General features: G+C 58.7%; 10 protein-coding genes and 2 pseudogenes. 6 read left to right on the forward strand and 6 right to left on the reverse strand.

All coding sequences use genetic code 11. The annotated features are described in order from the left end of the window. Positions 1 to 185 precede the first annotated feature (185 nt). The gene (locus tag U4Z64_RS27070) at positions 186 to 1,721 is read right to left on the reverse strand and encodes a methyl-accepting chemotaxis protein (protein WP_321821563.1); all 1,536 of its coding nucleotides are present in this window, start codon (positions 1,719 to 1,721) and stop codon (positions 186 to 188) included. Positions 1,722 to 2,928: 1,207 nt separating this feature from the next. Between U4Z64_RS27070 and U4Z64_RS27075 the strand changes: the two genes are divergently transcribed. From U4Z64_RS27075 to U4Z64_RS27085, 3 genes are all read left to right on the forward strand, one after another. Further along, complete coding sequence (locus U4Z64_RS27075) at positions 2,929 to 4,035, forward strand: S-(hydroxymethyl)glutathione dehydrogenase/class III alcohol dehydrogenase (protein WP_321821564.1); 1,107 nt, start codon at positions 2,929 to 2,931, stop codon at positions 4,033 to 4,035. 16 nt (positions 4,036 to 4,051) lie between these two features. After that, positions 4,052 to 4,906 carry an S-formylglutathione hydrolase gene (fghA, locus tag U4Z64_RS27080; RefSeq protein ID WP_321821565.1) on the forward strand — a complete coding sequence of 285 codons (855 nt, stop codon included), beginning with the start codon at positions 4,052 to 4,054 and terminating at the stop codon, positions 4,904 to 4,906. Positions 4,907 to 5,005: 99 nt separating this feature from the next. Then, complete coding sequence (locus tag U4Z64_RS27085) at positions 5,006 to 5,389, forward strand: VOC family protein (protein ID WP_321821566.1); 384 nt, start codon at positions 5,006 to 5,008, stop codon at positions 5,387 to 5,389. A 136-nt stretch (positions 5,390 to 5,525) separates the two neighbouring features. Here U4Z64_RS27085 and U4Z64_RS27090 read toward each other — a convergent pair whose 3' ends face one another. The 4 genes and pseudogenes from U4Z64_RS27090 to U4Z64_RS27105 all read right to left on the reverse strand — a co-directional run bounded on the left by U4Z64_RS27090 (position 5,526) and on the right by U4Z64_RS27105 (position 9,477). Then, complete coding sequence (locus U4Z64_RS27090; RefSeq protein ID WP_321821641.1) at positions 5,526 to 6,509, reverse strand: GlxA family transcriptional regulator; 984 nt, start codon at positions 6,507 to 6,509, stop codon at positions 5,526 to 5,528. 126 nt (positions 6,510 to 6,635) lie between these two features. Then, positions 6,636 to 7,241: pseudogene (locus tag U4Z64_RS27095) on the reverse strand (LysR substrate-binding domain-containing protein); the annotation flags it as partial. A gap of 85 nt (positions 7,242 to 7,326) precedes the next feature. After that, positions 7,327 to 7,440 carry a LysR family transcriptional regulator gene (locus U4Z64_RS27100; protein ID WP_321821567.1) on the reverse strand — a complete coding sequence of 38 codons (114 nt, stop codon included), beginning with the start codon at positions 7,438 to 7,440 and terminating at the stop codon, positions 7,327 to 7,329. Positions 7,441 to 8,091: 651 nt separating this feature from the next. Continuing rightward, positions 8,092 to 9,477 carry a hypothetical protein gene (locus tag U4Z64_RS27105; RefSeq protein WP_321821568.1) on the reverse strand — a complete coding sequence of 462 codons (1,386 nt, stop codon included), beginning with the start codon at positions 9,475 to 9,477 and terminating at the stop codon, positions 8,092 to 8,094. 1,333 nt (positions 9,478 to 10,810) lie between these two features. Here U4Z64_RS27105 and U4Z64_RS27110 point away from each other — a divergent pair. Continuing rightward, complete coding sequence (locus U4Z64_RS27110) at positions 10,811 to 11,350, forward strand: H-NS histone family protein (RefSeq protein ID WP_415750600.1); 540 nt, start codon at positions 10,811 to 10,813, stop codon at positions 11,348 to 11,350. Positions 11,351 to 12,192: 842 nt separating this feature from the next. Here U4Z64_RS27110 and U4Z64_RS27115 read toward each other — a convergent pair. After that, positions 12,193 to 12,468: an HU family DNA-binding protein gene (locus U4Z64_RS27115; RefSeq protein WP_321821569.1), complete on the reverse strand. Its 276-nt coding sequence runs from the start codon at positions 12,466 to 12,468 to the stop codon at positions 12,193 to 12,195. Positions 12,469 to 13,400: 932 nt separating this feature from the next. On the opposite strand from U4Z64_RS27115, the pseudogene U4Z64_RS27120 reads away from it, so the two are divergent. After that, positions 13,401 to 13,709 (forward strand): annotated as a pseudogene (locus U4Z64_RS27120) (ProQ/FinO family protein); the annotation flags it as partial. A 101-nt stretch (positions 13,710 to 13,810) separates the two neighbouring features. Next, positions 13,811 to 14,137, forward strand: coding sequence for an H-NS histone family protein (locus tag U4Z64_RS27125; RefSeq protein ID WP_321821570.1), 327 nt, complete (start codon positions 13,811 to 13,813; stop codon positions 14,135 to 14,137). Positions 14,138 to 14,164: the final 27 nt, after the last annotated feature.

Below are 14,164 nucleotides of genomic sequence, written 5' to 3' on the forward strand. Positions count from 1 at the left end.
CGATGATCTGATTCCGTAGAACGTTTCGGCTAAACTGTCCTGCCCATTCCTAGTCGCTCTTCTACGATGTTAAGACGGCGTTAATGTCATGCTTACAAGTCGTCTGTCTTCATCCAATCGAACAAAAAGGGGTTCAAGCTTGCGCCTGCAACCCCTTCATCCCACCACCACAACAGCTAGCTTTCTCAAGCCACCCGAAACACCCATACCGCCGTCCTCAATCTCCCCGCCTGCTCATCAAGCGAAGCTGAAGCCGCCGCTGCCTCCTCCACCAGCGCCGCATTCTGCTGAGTAACCTGATCCATCTGCGTCACCGCCCGGCTGACCTGTTCGATCCCGGTACTCTGCTCATCCGACGCCGCCGAGATCTCTCCGATAATGCTGGCAACCTGCCGGATCGACCCGACAATTTCGTCCATCCGCTCGCCGGCCACTCCGACAATCCGGCTCCCGTCAACCACTCTTCCGGCCGAAGCCTGGATTAGCGTCTTGATATCCTTCGCGGCCGAGGCACTTCGTTGTGCAAGCGACCGCACCTCGGACGCGACCACCGCGAACCCTCTGCCGTCCTCTCCCGCCCGCGCGGCCTCGACCGCCGCATTCAGCGCAAGAATATTGGTCTGAAACGAGATGCTCTCGATTACCGACGTAATATCGGCGATCTTCCCAGATTCCTCCGCGATCCGCTGCATCGTTGCGACCACCTCCTGCACTGCAGCCCCGCCGCGCTCGGTCGCTTCCGCAGCTCGCCCGACGAGTTCGTTCGCATGACGCGCACTGTCGGCGTTCTGTTTCACTGTCGCCGTCATCTGCTCCATGCTCGCCGCTGTCTGCTGCAGCGACGCCGCCTGTTCTTCGGTGCGTTGGGACAGGTCGAGATTCCCTTGAGCGATCTCTCCCGAACCCAGCGTTATCGAGTGCGTCGCGGACTGAATCTCGGAGATCATCCCGGCGAGCCGCGTCTTCATCTCCGCGAGCGCCTCGAGCAGGCTGCCTGGCACCGCGCGCGCTGTATCGAACTGCACGCCCAGATTACCCTGTGCGATTTCACGCGCGATCTCCGTCGCATACGCCGGCTCACCGCCGAGCGTGCGCCGAACGCTGCGCGTTACCGCCCACGCGATCGCTACCACCATCGCCGCTATTGCCACCGCGATCGCACCGAGCACGACGGCGAGACGAATGTACGTAGCATTGATGTCGTCGTAGAAGAACCCGGTCCCGATCCACCAGTCCCAGTCCGGAATTGCAACGACGCCCTGCAATTTGGGCTCCACGTCCGCGTCGGGGCTGCGCCTCACGAGCAAGTCGACGAGCGCGAAATGCGATTGCGCCATGCCTGAGCGATATGCATCGCGGTCGGTTTGACCGCTCGTTGTCCGATTGCCTTTCGCCTTCGTGCCGATGAAATTCGCGTTAGGATGCACAAGGATGAGCCCGTCGGCGGTCGTCAACCAATAGTAGCTCTTCGTGTCTGTGTTCTGCTGCGACAGCGCATCCTTCGCGGCCTGCTGCGCTTGTTCGCGGGTCAGCGCGCCGCGAATCTGCAAGTCGCGGTAGTAGTTGACAAGATGTTCGGCCTTCGTCAGCAGGATGACGATTTCTTCACGACGGCTTTCAATTAGCGAACTTCGCAGCGTTTGCAGCGCAGTGGCCGCAAGCAGCACAACGCCGAGCAGTGCCGCGACGACAAGGGCAAGCAGCTTCGTGGACAGTTTCATGTCGATGCCATGTAGTGAGTAACAATTCGATCCATTTAACGGCAGACCAGGCCTCGCCTTGAGCGACTTTTTGTCCAAGTAAACCCTCGGTTGCGCGATGAATTCAGCAAGTATTCGGCATAAAAATTTCTCGTGCGATTTGCGTCTTGTTGTGCTTAGGCCGTGCACCGCGTGGATCATCCGAACAGTGGAAAGTTGGAGTCACTAACACACGTCATCACTGAATCGAGAACAGATGGTCGCAGCGGCAAGCGGAAGGAGCGCGGGATGAATATTGGGCCGCCGCTTAGGGAAAATGTGCAGCTTGCCGAAACCAGCAAACCAGGCATGCGCGCGCTCGAAACCCACTGATGACCTCTCAGTTGCTCTTTGCTCTCGATCCCCTTATTGCCGATTCGCGTAGTGATGTCGTGTTGTTTCAGGTAGCGTTTAAATCGACCGCCATTATTGCCTCTGTCTGCATGCAGCTTGTCGGAGCGCTTGCTCGGCCGACCATTCAACCCGTGGACTGCTGGAAGCGCGTCAAGCGTCGGCTCAAGGGCCATCGAGTCGTCCCAATTGGCGCCGATGACCGTAATGCTAGTGGAGTACCTTGAGCGTCTGTGACGAGTGCGAGGCTGGACACGCCGGTGTCGATCGAAATCTCCTGCTCGGGCCACGCCGCAACGCACGGGTGTCGTGATCCTCGGCCGCACCTGCGCTCGGAAGCAGCACTTGGATGCCTTTATCCTACGAGGAGGAAGGAAGCCTCTTCGAAGCTTGGAGGCGTTGAACAAACGCGCCATACCATAAGCGAAGCCGCGTTACGTGCGTCGTCTGATTCGAGTGTTTCAACACTATCGACCACTAGCACATCGTCAGACGAGTCGCCGTATAGGAGCCGTTGAGGATTCCAGAATCCACTACGCAGCACGCTCATCGAATCGGTGCTATCCGCTATCTCCAACCCTTTACCAGTGTGTAGAAGCACACATTCAAACGTCGGCTCTGTTCCACAAAGCAGCGCCTCTTCGCAGCCGACACTCCTAGGCGATCGCTCGGGATCGATTACTTCATATTTCTGTGGGAACAGCAGGGGGCCCCTTCAGCGGATATCTATCTTTGGCCAACATGCACTGCATTTTCGCCAGTGCGAGCTGAAACAACCGCGTCGCTGACGACGCTAGGTGAAGATATCAGCCAATCGAAACGTGATTGGTGAAGAAACATGAAGACACGAGCAGCCGTGGCATGGAAGGCGGGTGCGCCGCTGACGATCGAGGAAGTCGATCTCGAAGGGCCGCGCGCAGGCGAAGTGCTGATCGAAGTGAAGGCGACGGGCATCTGCCACACCGACTACTACACGCTGTCGGGTGCCGATCCGGAAGGGATCTTCCCGGCGATCCTCGGCCATGAAGGAGCGGGCGTGGTGGTCGACGTCGGCCCCGGCGTCGGCACCGTCAGGAAGGGCGACCACGTGATTCCGCTCTACACGCCGGAATGCCGCGAGTGCAAGTTCTGCCTGTCGCGCAAGACCAACCTGTGCCAGAAGATTCGCGCGACGCAGGGCAATGGCCTGATGCCCGACGCGACGTCGCGCTTCTCGCTCGACGGCAAGCCGCTATTCCACTACATGGGCACATCGACGTTCTCGAACTACATCGTGGTGCCGGAGATCGCGGTCGCGAAGGTGCGCGAGGACGCGCCGTTCGACAAGATCTGCTACATCGGCTGCGGCGTGACGACGGGCGTCGGCGCGGTCGTCTACTCGGCGAAGGTCGAGGCCGGTGCGAACGTCGTCGTGTTCGGCCTCGGCGGGATCGGCCTGAACGTGATCCAGGGCGCGAAGATGGTCGGCGCGGACAAGATCATCGGCGTCGACATCAACCCGAAGCGCGTCGAGCTCGCGAAGAAGTTCGGGATGACGCACTTCATCAACCCGAACGAAGTCGAGAACGTCGTCGACGACATCGTGCAACTGACCGACGGCGGCGCCGACTACTCGTTCGAATGCGTCGGCAACGTGAAGCTGATGCGCCAGGCGCTCGAGTGCACGCACAAGGGCTGGGGCCAGTCGTTCATCATCGGCGTGGCGGCGGCCGGCGAGGAAATCAGCACGCGTCCGTTCCAGCTCGTGACGGGCCGCGAGTGGAAGGGCTCGGCGTTCGGCGGCGCGCGCGGCCGCACCGACGTGCCGAAGATCGTCGACTGGTACATGGAAGGCAAGATCAACATCGACGACCTGATCACGCACACGCTGCCGCTCGAGCGAATCAACGAAGGCTTCGACCTGATGAAGCAGGGCGAGTCGATCCGCTCGGTTGTGCTGTACTGACCGGGAGCGCACCGTCATGCTCGAACTCGTTTCTTCGCATGCGTGCCACGGCGGCGAGCAGCGCTTCTATCGCCACGATTCGGCGGCGATCGGCCTGCCGATGAAGTTCTCGGTGTACCTGCCGCCGCAGGCCGCGCACGGCCGCGTGCCGGCGCTGTTCTATCTCGTGGGGCTCACGTGCACCGAGGAGACGTTCGCGATCAAGGGTGGCGCGCAGCGGTACGCGGCGCAGCACGGCCTCGCGCTCGTGATGCCCGATACGAGCCCGCGCGGCGCGGGCGTACCGGGCGAGACTGATGCATGGGATTTCGGCGTCGGCGCGGGCTTCTATGTCGACGCGACGCAAGCGCCGTGGTCGACGCATTACCGGATGGAGTCGTACGTGACGGGCGAGCTGCGGGAATGCGTCGCGGCCGAGCTGCCGATCGACGGCGCGCGGCTCGGGATCTTCGGCCACTCGATGGGCGGGCACGGTGCGCTGACGCTTGCGCTGCGTCATCCCGACCTGTACCAGTCGGTGTCGGCGTTCGCGCCGATTGCCGCGCCGACTCGCTGCCCGTGGGGCGAGAAGGCGTTCTCGGGCTACCTGGGTGCCGACCGCGACGCGTGGAAACAGTACGACGCGAGCGAGCTCGTCGCGCGCGCCGATGCGCCGAAGTTCGCGGACGGCATCCTCGTCGACCAGGGCCTCGCCGACCAGTTCCTCGCCAACCAGCTGAACCCCGACGTATTCGAAGCCGCGTGCGCGCAGGCCGGCCAGCCGCTAACGCTGCGCCGTCATACGGGCTACGACCACGGCTACTACTTCATCTCGACGTTCATCGCCGATCACATCGAGCATCACGCCCGGATACTCAACCGTATTGGCTGACTCCGGCGACTGTATTTATTTCTGCACAAGGCACCGCTTGGAAGACGAAGGACACACCCTGGCCGAGCGGGCCATCCCACGTACTTGAAAGGAGGAAGTATGACTGCTTTTACCCATGTGACTGTCGGCACAAACAATCTCGAGAAAGCGCGCACGTTCTACGACAACATTCTCGACAAGATCGGACTGAAGCGACTGGCCGATCTCGGCGATAATGGCTCGATCTGGGGCGTTGATTCCCCATCATTTTTCGTCTTGAAGCCTGCAAACGGCCAGCCTGCGACTGTAGGCAATGGTGTGACCGTGTCATTCGAAGCGCCTGACCGCGCGTCGATTCACGCCTTTCATGACTCGGCTCTAGCGGCGGGGGCTAAGGATGAAGGAGCGGCTGGCCCACGCGACTGGGCCCCCAACGCATACGCCGCGTACGTCCGTGATCTCGATGGGAACAAGCTGGCAGTCTATTGTTTCACGTCTAAATGACCGCTCGATCCGATGTGAGCGAATACACATCTAATTGCTTCGCGCAATAAATACAGAGCTCTGTGTTGGCGAGGCGGCCGAGCGATTCGGCCGCCCGCCTCCAGGAACTGTGTTCGCGAACCAGCCCAACACGGCACTAGTCGTGAGAATGCGGCACGCCAAAGCGTTCGCGGTATGTCAGCGGCGTGATGCCGAGCGCGTGTTGAAATGCCTTTCTCATCGCTTCATAAGTCTTGAAACCGCTATTTGCAGCGATGGTTTTCGCTGGCAGATTTCCTTCTTCCAGCATTCGCCGCGCTGCTTCAATACGCACGCGTGTCAGGAAGGTTGACGGTGTCGTGCCGGTTTCACGTTTGAAACAGCGATTGAAGTTTCGCACGCTCATTGCAAGACGTTCAGCCATCTCTGCGGGGCAAATGTCTTTTTGAATGTTCGCGAGGATCCAGTCCTGGATCTCTCTGATGCTTGGATTGCGTGTCGCCTGGCTGATGAGATGAGAGCTGAATTGGGACTGTCCGCCGGGGCGCTTCAAGTAGACCACAAGGTCTCGTGCCACATCGAGCGCGACGTCCAGACCAAAATCTTCTTCAACGAGCGCGAGCGCAAGATCGATTCCGGCAGTGACACCGGCTGAGGTCCACGTGGAGCCATCACGAATAAAGATGGAATCCGTATTGACGCGAATGGCCGGATATTTCTGCTTCAGTGCCTCCGCTACGGCCCAATGAGTAGTTGCGCGCTTTCCGTCCAGAATTCCTGCGGCAGCCAAAAAGAACGCACCGGAGCAAAGCGCAGCGGTACGCGCCATCCGGCTAGCTGCGGATTCAACCCATGTCACGATGTCAGACGCATCGTCGACAGCCCGCTCGATTTGCCAGGCACCCACAATGATCGCGGTATGTGGCAACGACAGCGTGTCAAGGCGTTTCTCGGCCCTCAACGAAACGCCCGTGTCGGACTGGATCTCGCCGCGACGTGTCGAAGCGAGCTTGACATCATAGCGGCCCCTGAGGCCACGACGCTCCAAGTGGATGTTCGCGTAGGTAAAGACGCTCAGTGAACCGATCGCTTCGAGCGCCTTAAAACCGTTGTAAATGATTATGTCGACCGTCACGTGCATGCTTCTTTCCTTTGCGCGGGCCTGCTCAACTCCGAATCGGAGATAGCTGAGTAGGCTCGGTGTAGTTCGGACAATATACTCGACGAATACTTTGATCGCAGGATGACTGTGCTCTCCACGGCGATAAGCGACGTAAATCGTGCGGCGAACCTCCGGCCTCACCTTGACCCATGCGGCACCGGCCAGCGGTTGCGCATGCCTGAGCGCGAGAACAACCGACAACGAGAAGCCGGAAGCCACCAGGAATCCTACCGGCTCTAAGCCGCGGTATTTGGCGTTGATGGGCGGATCGTACCCAGTGCGGCGGCACAAGCTAGTGATGAAGTCGCCAAATACGCATGACGTTGAATCGGTTGCCCAGGTTTCATTCCTCATGTCGGACATGTTCAGGGGCGGCCTTTTGCTCAACGCATGATTGGCCGCGAGTGCTACGTACAGCATATTCCCGGCCAGTTGTGCGGCACCGACGATTTCCTGCATGTCCCACACCAGGACTGAGAGATCGTCCTTCAGGGTGATATCCGGGTGCCAAGACCTCAGCGCCGCAAGTCCGTCGATCGGTTCTATCTCTTCGAGAATGTTCCCAAGGCGCGGAAGAACTCGCTGCACAGCCTTGCCCATGTCGGGCAACACAGCCGATGCGATCGACCGAAAGGCGGAAAAGCGCAACTCGCCGACGATCTCTCGCCGCAGGACCGCCAGCTCTGAGCGGGCCTCCACCAAAACGACCATGACCCGTTCCGCGTATTCCACCAACCGTGACGCGGCATGCCCATGCTGACTTTTCCGTGAGCTTGATGCTGGCCTCCTCCCAGAGTTATGTGATTTGCGGCGAGACGACCGATGGCGTCAGGAAGAGCGCTTCCGCGGCTACCGCAATCGTGCCGCACCGCGCCAGTTCCAGCAGCGCCCGAAGGCGCCCGACTTCCATTGAGTTTATCCTTGGGAAAGAGCGAGCTATTAAAACAGAATATTTAATGTATTACGCCACAAAAGATAAGTATACGGGAGCATATTCAGTACCTACGATGATTTCCAGAAAAGCACCGGAACAACGTGGGGGACATAGCGATGAGCCGATCCAGGAGCGCACTCGCCCACGGGGGCAATCCCCTGAGCTTATACGGTCTAGCGCGATCAGCGCGAGCATCTGGCGTTGGCGCTCCTCGTCCTGGTGCGCGGACGACGTGATATCCCGAGGAGTTACGACGCCCCGGGCCTTTCCTTTCGGAACGCAGCAGGCGGTCTTTGACGTGATCGCAATCACTCGGGATGCTGAATTGTCGCGACTTGGGTTTGTCGATACATTAGCCTCGATAGGTTTACCGACGATCGTCGCGGGGAAGGTGAACGAAATCGTAGGGTGGCGCACGGACATTCGACTCCGGAATGCCTCTCGCAGATTGTGGTGCACGTAGAATGGATAACTCGAAGCTATGCCGAATTCCATTGTGCATCGCAACAAACGACCAGTTGACGGTCGTCCTCGCTTACGCCGCAACCTGTCGGCCTCTCCTTGTCGCATCTAGATCGGGTTACCCCGGTGAACGGTACGAAAATCAAGGGGAAGCCTGCCACCGACTCACAGCAGGATCGCTTGCTGTAAAAGTTCCAGGGCTTTCAATTCGTCCAATCGACCCATGCGGGCTTTACCGGCAAGCGTCTTGATCAATGCTTCCGCTACCGGTTCAATACCGTGAAGATTGTCGAGGCTAGTCACAGAAGCGAAGGGGAGTGGTACTAAGTTTCGCCGCGATACTGCGGAGGTTGGCAACGACTCAACAGTTGCCGGTTTGTCTGCCGGGGCCTCGCCATCGCTTTCTTCTGGTGTACGATCGGCAAGGTTATCGGAGAAATCACTTGTATGATCGTGTCGGCTGACGACGGTCGTCTCTTTCTCGCATGCGATATCATCTGAGACAGGTGAGGGGTTTTCCGAGTCGTCTAGGGCACCTGCCCGCGCGCACGCCGTGTGCGCCGTCTCATCGGCGAGCTTCCCGAGCACGTCATCGCTTGTTGCGACCGCAATCGGCGTGTGTTGTTGAGCGGATACGCGCCCGCGCGGAGCAGGCGTAAGCATTTGCGACACCGACGCTGGAATCTCGGCTTCGGAGCGCGGGGTGTCCAACCAGCCTTCTGGCAATCCAAGCCGCTCCGTGAATCGGTGTGCTTCGACACCGTCCATGCGTTTCTTGCCATGTAACCGATGGGCCAAGTTGGATCCACTCATCGCCATGACCACACCAAGTCTTACTTTCGATCCGTTGCGACTGGTGAGGACGTGGAGGTTAGCGCGTCGGATGTTTTCTACCTCAGCGCTGTCGCTTAATGCCAGCGATTGTTGTCCGGGTGCTTTAGGAGACCTTTTGTGTATCGACGACGATGTTTTTAGCCGTGCATGGGGTTTCGGTTGCTCGGCGATTTCGCCTCGACTGTTCTTGACGGCTCTGGGCGCCTCCCGAACTGCTTTCTTTGGCATTTGCGCTTCCTCGAACAAACTATCTTTGAGAAGTGGTTGGTGATCTACGTTTAGGGCAGAAGCCGGTTCAAGTGCTTCAGACTCTACTCCTGGTCCGTCGTCCGTTTGAATGTAGTCAAGCGGTGACTTCAGACGAACGATGGTCTCGGCCGAGAGTGCAGGATTCGGGTGGTCAAAAAATCCATGCGGCAACCCAAGCGTGGTTTCCATGTGAAAGGCGGTCTCAGGTGTGAATCTCTCGCCCTTCATCAGTTCGGCCACTCGCGTCATGTTCGATTCAAGAGCTATCGCGATATTCTCTGCGCCCACCGCATTGACCAAAAACTGAAACGATCGTGTTTTGAAAATGGAGGCTGTCTCGTTGGAATCTCGAGGAGGCGTCTTCACATACGGTTGTCCTTGCCGGTTGGACGGGGATTTTTTTAAGTGACGGGGCTGGCGTTGGCCGCTGTCCCGTGATCCCGCATATCGCCCGCGGGCTTGACTCATAAAGTAGGGCTCCGTGCGATCATTCTGAATGTTCCATTATAGACGAGGTGATGTTGGGATTTCGCACATCAATCGCTCTATGTGGCGAAATGTGCGCCCTGGTCGAGTTCAGCAGCGTGGTCCGGTCGCAGCAATGTATGGCGTCAGCGCTCGCGACTCCGCTGCGATCCGGAAAAGCGTCGCCTGTACGGTAACCCATAGTCTCTTGTTCTGCCCGTAACAGGAGGCGGATTCAACCTGTCGATGTGCGGCGGTCCACGTTCAACTCGGGAGCAAGAGATAGTGATTGTTTTCGATTCATCGCGGAATCGTGGCACTGCGCGACAGCTTTCCGGAGTGCTCGCGCGCCAATATGGCGACGTCCTCCCCTGTTCATGCAGCCAGTCACGATCCTTCTAGAGATGGTGACGTCGGAAACAGCCGTTGCGAACGCTGCCACGCCTGAACATGCGGCGGCAGCCATATATAGATGATTATCTCGCGGTCTTACGCGTAAAGTCGATATGACAGTCCGAGATTCTGTAGCGATTGACCTCGAGACCCCATTTACGCTCAGCTGATTGGTCCTTTCGGCTCGGATGGCCCACCACGATGAAGAATTGCGCGTCCATCCCTACGACTCGTCACTAGCCTGAGCAATTATGTCCGGTACGTGTGCGTTCGTCTCGGGTTCCGAGGTTTGACGGCGAGAATCAACAATCACTCGATAAGTGTCGCACACCTCCATATCCGCAGTAAGGCGTGCCCAGAGACTGTTCTGCGCAACTCTTCGAAATGCGCAGCATCGCCGCCTCTCGAAAGTCGCAACCACGGCGAAAGCATGCGACTATTCCGCGCTAGCGCAGACAGATTAGGTTCGATTACGGCAGGCGACGCTTCCATGTACATACCCGACGGGATGCGCGATCGCGAGAGCGAAACGATTGGGAGAAGGGGCGTACGTTCTGAGTGCTCGCTCGCGAAGGGGTGTAGTGTTGCAATCATTGAGAACTCACCCGTGCCGAGGCCGGCTCGAGCCGTTGACTTTGAGACTGGAATTGCTTCGCAAAAGTGTCTTTTTCGTGTCGGGGAGATGTTTTGGGGTGCTGTTTTTCCTGAAATAGTCGGATGCAGTCTATGTTTCGGTCACGGCTTGCGCATCTCAGTCCACTTGTATTGAAAAATGATCTATGCTTTGTGTATTCTTCGCTTTCGCGCGCGCACCGACGCGAGTGATATTGCGGGCGGCAGAAGCGCGACGAGCAAAGAAAAAATCCGATAGGGAGATAGTAATGGCAACGTTGGAAGTCTCATTCAGTCGAAGATCGCGAAACTGCAAAAGCAAGCCGAGGCCGTGGTCGCGAAACAGGCGGCGGCCGGCCTGGAAAAGATCGGCGAGTTGATGGCGAAGCATGGATTGACGATCGCGGACGTCGAAAACTTCATCGGTCGGAAGCGAGGTCGGGGAGCTTGCACGACCGCAGCGGTGAAAAAGACGGGCGCCGCCAATCAGACAAAACGCGTCGTGCCGGATAAATATTTCAATCCGAAGACTGGTGAAACGTGGAGTGGTCGGGGCCGCGCTCCGGCATGGATCAAGGACGTGAAAGACCGTTCCCGCTTCCTGATTGAGGCAGCGACCGAGAGAAAAAGCTCTGCCACAGACGTCGAGAACGGGGTTGCAGCCAAGAGGGTGGCTCCGAAGACCCTTAAAGCTGAATCGAAACCAGTGAAATCGGCACGTGCAACTTCGGCTCGTAAGCAGGGCCGTCCATCGAGTCGTGTTACCGCAAAAGAGACGAGAAGCCGACAGCTGGTCGGCGCAAAAAAAACGACTAGAAAGACTGATGAGGTTGTCACACCGGAAGTCGTCAGGGAAGCCGCGGGCGAGTAACGTCCGGGTCGGGTGGGCGATCGGTCACGAGACGTGGATACCGACCGCCTATGCTCATGTTTGCGCCGTTGCTATAGTTATCTTTGACTCCCCGTGCTGCGCTCGAAGTGCGAGGTAGGTGCGACTTGAACTCGCTTCATACGATGATCACGCGCCTCGCATCCCCTCACTCAGCCCGCGTCGTTGTGCGACGCTCTCCTACTTATAGCCGCAGCTTCCGCGTACCCCGCGATTTTGACGCGGATAAAGTGCTCCTCAAGTACACCAGTGGGCGTGTCGATTGGGCGATCGCCGTGGCAAGACCGCTGGGCCGGTCCGGCCAATCCCGACCATTCATAGGGAGCGCAGCTATTTCGGCAACAAAGCGCTTGAGCTGGCGCTCGGCGTCGATCACCTCATGTAGTGGCGCGACATCCAGCTGCCAGTCGTGGAGTATCTGCAGTCATTCGAAGACTGGCACCGCATCCTCTACAAGGAGCCAATCATTCGACTAATCAGTGTGCGTGTACGCGGCCTCGACTGCGTGCTCGACCGTTTTGTAGCATTCGATGGAATCGTCACCGAGACCTGCCAGCTGCAGAAACCACGTACATGGACGCGGCACGAATCGGCTCGTTGAACAGATAAAGGTCCCTGTTGCCGTAGCGGCAGACAGCCAGGGCAGGGCGATAGGGCAAAGCTGATCTCGTCCGGACGTTCTGTCCGTCGGCAACAACACCGTCACTGTCAGGGTGCGTCGGTGCTGGGAAGCCGGCCCGCAACTGTGCTTCGAACTCTTTTTGCGTGAAATCGCACTCCCGGGGAAATTGTTTCGACTGGCTCGGTCGTTGAAAAGCCGTCCATCATCCGTTCACGGCATCTTTGAATGCTTTGCCCGCAGTAAACTTGACCGTCTTGGCTGCCGGGATCGTGATGGATACCCCTGTAGATGGATTGCGTCCGTTTCGTTCGGCGCGCGTGACGCTCGAAAAGGAACCAAATCCGATCAGCTGCACCGTATCCCCATACGTGACCGCTAGCGTCACCGTCTCGAGAATGGCATCAATAGTGGTCCCAGTGCTGGCTTTGCTGTCGCCCGTGGCGGCAGAAACGGCGTCGATCAGTTCGTGCTTGTTCATTCGTCAATTCCTCGATCAGGTCCGCCAGAGGCTGGCTCGGCCACTACCCTATAACATTCACTGCCGACCACGCAACCTCTGCGCCTTCGACCGTCACGGGGTTCGCTATCGCCCTTGACCCGCAGGGCAACCTTAACGGCGACCGCGCCGGCGGCCAGATCACATCGTGAACATCTGCCGAATGGGTCTTCGCGGATCGCCGACTCGAGCAGCGAACGTTCCCACCCGCAAAGACCGCGGACGGGTTGACCGTGTCGCGCACGATGATGCGACTCCCCTCAGCACGACGCAATGGCCGATGGCTTTACACTTATCGTGACCGCTGCAGCTGGGCGAGCCTCGCAATCGCTCTGGCAAGTCGCAAACGGCGATGGCCGCAAGTGATTGGCGTATCCACGACGGTCAGTTGATGCGAAGTCCGGACGCTGGAAGTGCGGCGGCGGACGGGCGATCCTCGTGGCGGGCGGCCGTCGGGTCGATGCGCAACTGTTCCAGGATCGACGCGGACGGATCCGAGTCCGTAACCTGTCTCATCTGACAAGCGAGCATTCAGTCGACTATGCTGCGGCCACTGCGCCGCATTGTCTTCGGTTGCCGCCCCATGATCCGGCCTGCTGAGCATCGTGCCAGCGAGCAGGGCGGTTAAAGCAACATGCGTTCGCACATTTCCGATGCAAAGCGACGCGTGACGTCGGTTCCAGACACCAGTCACGTCCAATGCCGGGGTACCCCGTTAAGGCCAGTCGCAGAAGGCCTGCTGGATTGCGTGTAACGTCTCCGAACCGCCGACTGCTACAATCCCCGACTATTTTTCAACGGGTGCGACGGGATGGGCTTCGACCAACTTGCGATGTTGCGCGACGGACTTGTGAGCGCGGGAGCAGGCGGCCAATACGCGGAGAAAGCAGGTTGCTTCGCAACCGCCATCGTCGAGCACCCCGGACCCGGTGGTGTTGTCGATCGCGAGGCTCCAGAAGCAGCTTTCCCAGGCCTTCCCGCGAAATCCGGCGTCCAAGATTCCCCTCAGGGTCGGCATTCTCGAGGACTTGATCCATCGGGCCCAAGAACTCCGCTCGAGCGAGACCGAGCTGAGGGGAAGACTTGGTGTCGAGGACATCGTTACTGGACCCGCCTCGCTGCCGGCGCCAAACGAGTCGATCTGACGGGCAGCGAAGCAGGGCGGGTATCGGCCGGCAGATGCCGCGTGTGCAATGATGCTGAAGGCATGTCGTCCTGCCCAGGCACCATCACCATCGTAACGGTCGAACAGACAGCAATTTAGTAAGCTGAGCTCGCCTGCCCGGCGAGCAGGCGCTCACGCTCGCGATGAACACGACTTCCTATGACAACCAGTAAAATTCAAGCACTACAGGAGCAACTTGGTCACGTCAACTTGCTCCTTGACGACGCGCGAAAGAAGGAAAAAGCGGCCGTACTGGCAGCGATACGTGAGCAGGTCAAACAGTACGGCATCACGGAGCTGGAACTGCTGCGGGCGGCCGGATTTTTGAAGGAAAAACTGAAGAAGCGCCCCGCCAAATACTACGATCCATCATCGGGCAAATCGTGGTCGGGGCACGGCGCCCGTCCGAAATGGCTAGTCGACAAGAACCTGGACGATTACCTGATTCGGCCGCCTGCGAAACCTTGGTGGCCAGGAGAGGATTGATCGAGTCAGGCCTATTGATCATTCACA

This window comes from Burkholderia sp. BCC1996 (assembly GCF_905339955.1).
Lineage (GTDB): Bacteria > Pseudomonadota > Gammaproteobacteria > Burkholderiales > Burkholderiaceae > Burkholderia.

Coding starts and splice junctions, on each gene's coding strand:
- U4Z64_RS27090 (WP_321821641.1), bottom strand. CDS start 6,509: ATGCACGTGACGGTCGACATAATCATTTACAACGGTTTTAAGGCGCTC.
- U4Z64_RS27100 (WP_321821567.1), bottom strand. CDS start 7,440: ATGGAAGTCGGGCGCCTTCGGGCGCTGCTGGAACTGGCGCGGTGCGGC.
- fghA (WP_321821565.1), top strand. CDS start 4,052: ATGCTCGAACTCGTTTCTTCGCATGCGTGCCACGGCGGCGAGCAGCGC.
- U4Z64_RS27070 (WP_321821563.1), bottom strand. CDS start 1,721: ATGAAACTGTCCACGAAGCTGCTTGCCCTTGTCGTCGCGGCACTGCTC.
- U4Z64_RS27115 (WP_321821569.1), bottom strand. CDS start 12,468: ATGAACAAGCACGAACTGATCGACGCCGTTTCTGCCGCCACGGGCGAC.
- U4Z64_RS27125 (WP_321821570.1), top strand. CDS start 13,811: ATGACAACCAGTAAAATTCAAGCACTACAGGAGCAACTTGGTCACGTC.
- U4Z64_RS27075 (WP_321821564.1), top strand. CDS start 2,929: ATGAAGACACGAGCAGCCGTGGCATGGAAGGCGGGTGCGCCGCTGACG.
- U4Z64_RS27085 (WP_321821566.1), top strand. CDS start 5,006: ATGACTGCTTTTACCCATGTGACTGTCGGCACAAACAATCTCGAGAAA.
- U4Z64_RS27105 (WP_321821568.1), bottom strand. CDS start 9,477: ATGAGTCAAGCCCGCGGGCGATATGCGGGATCACGGGACAGCGGCCAA.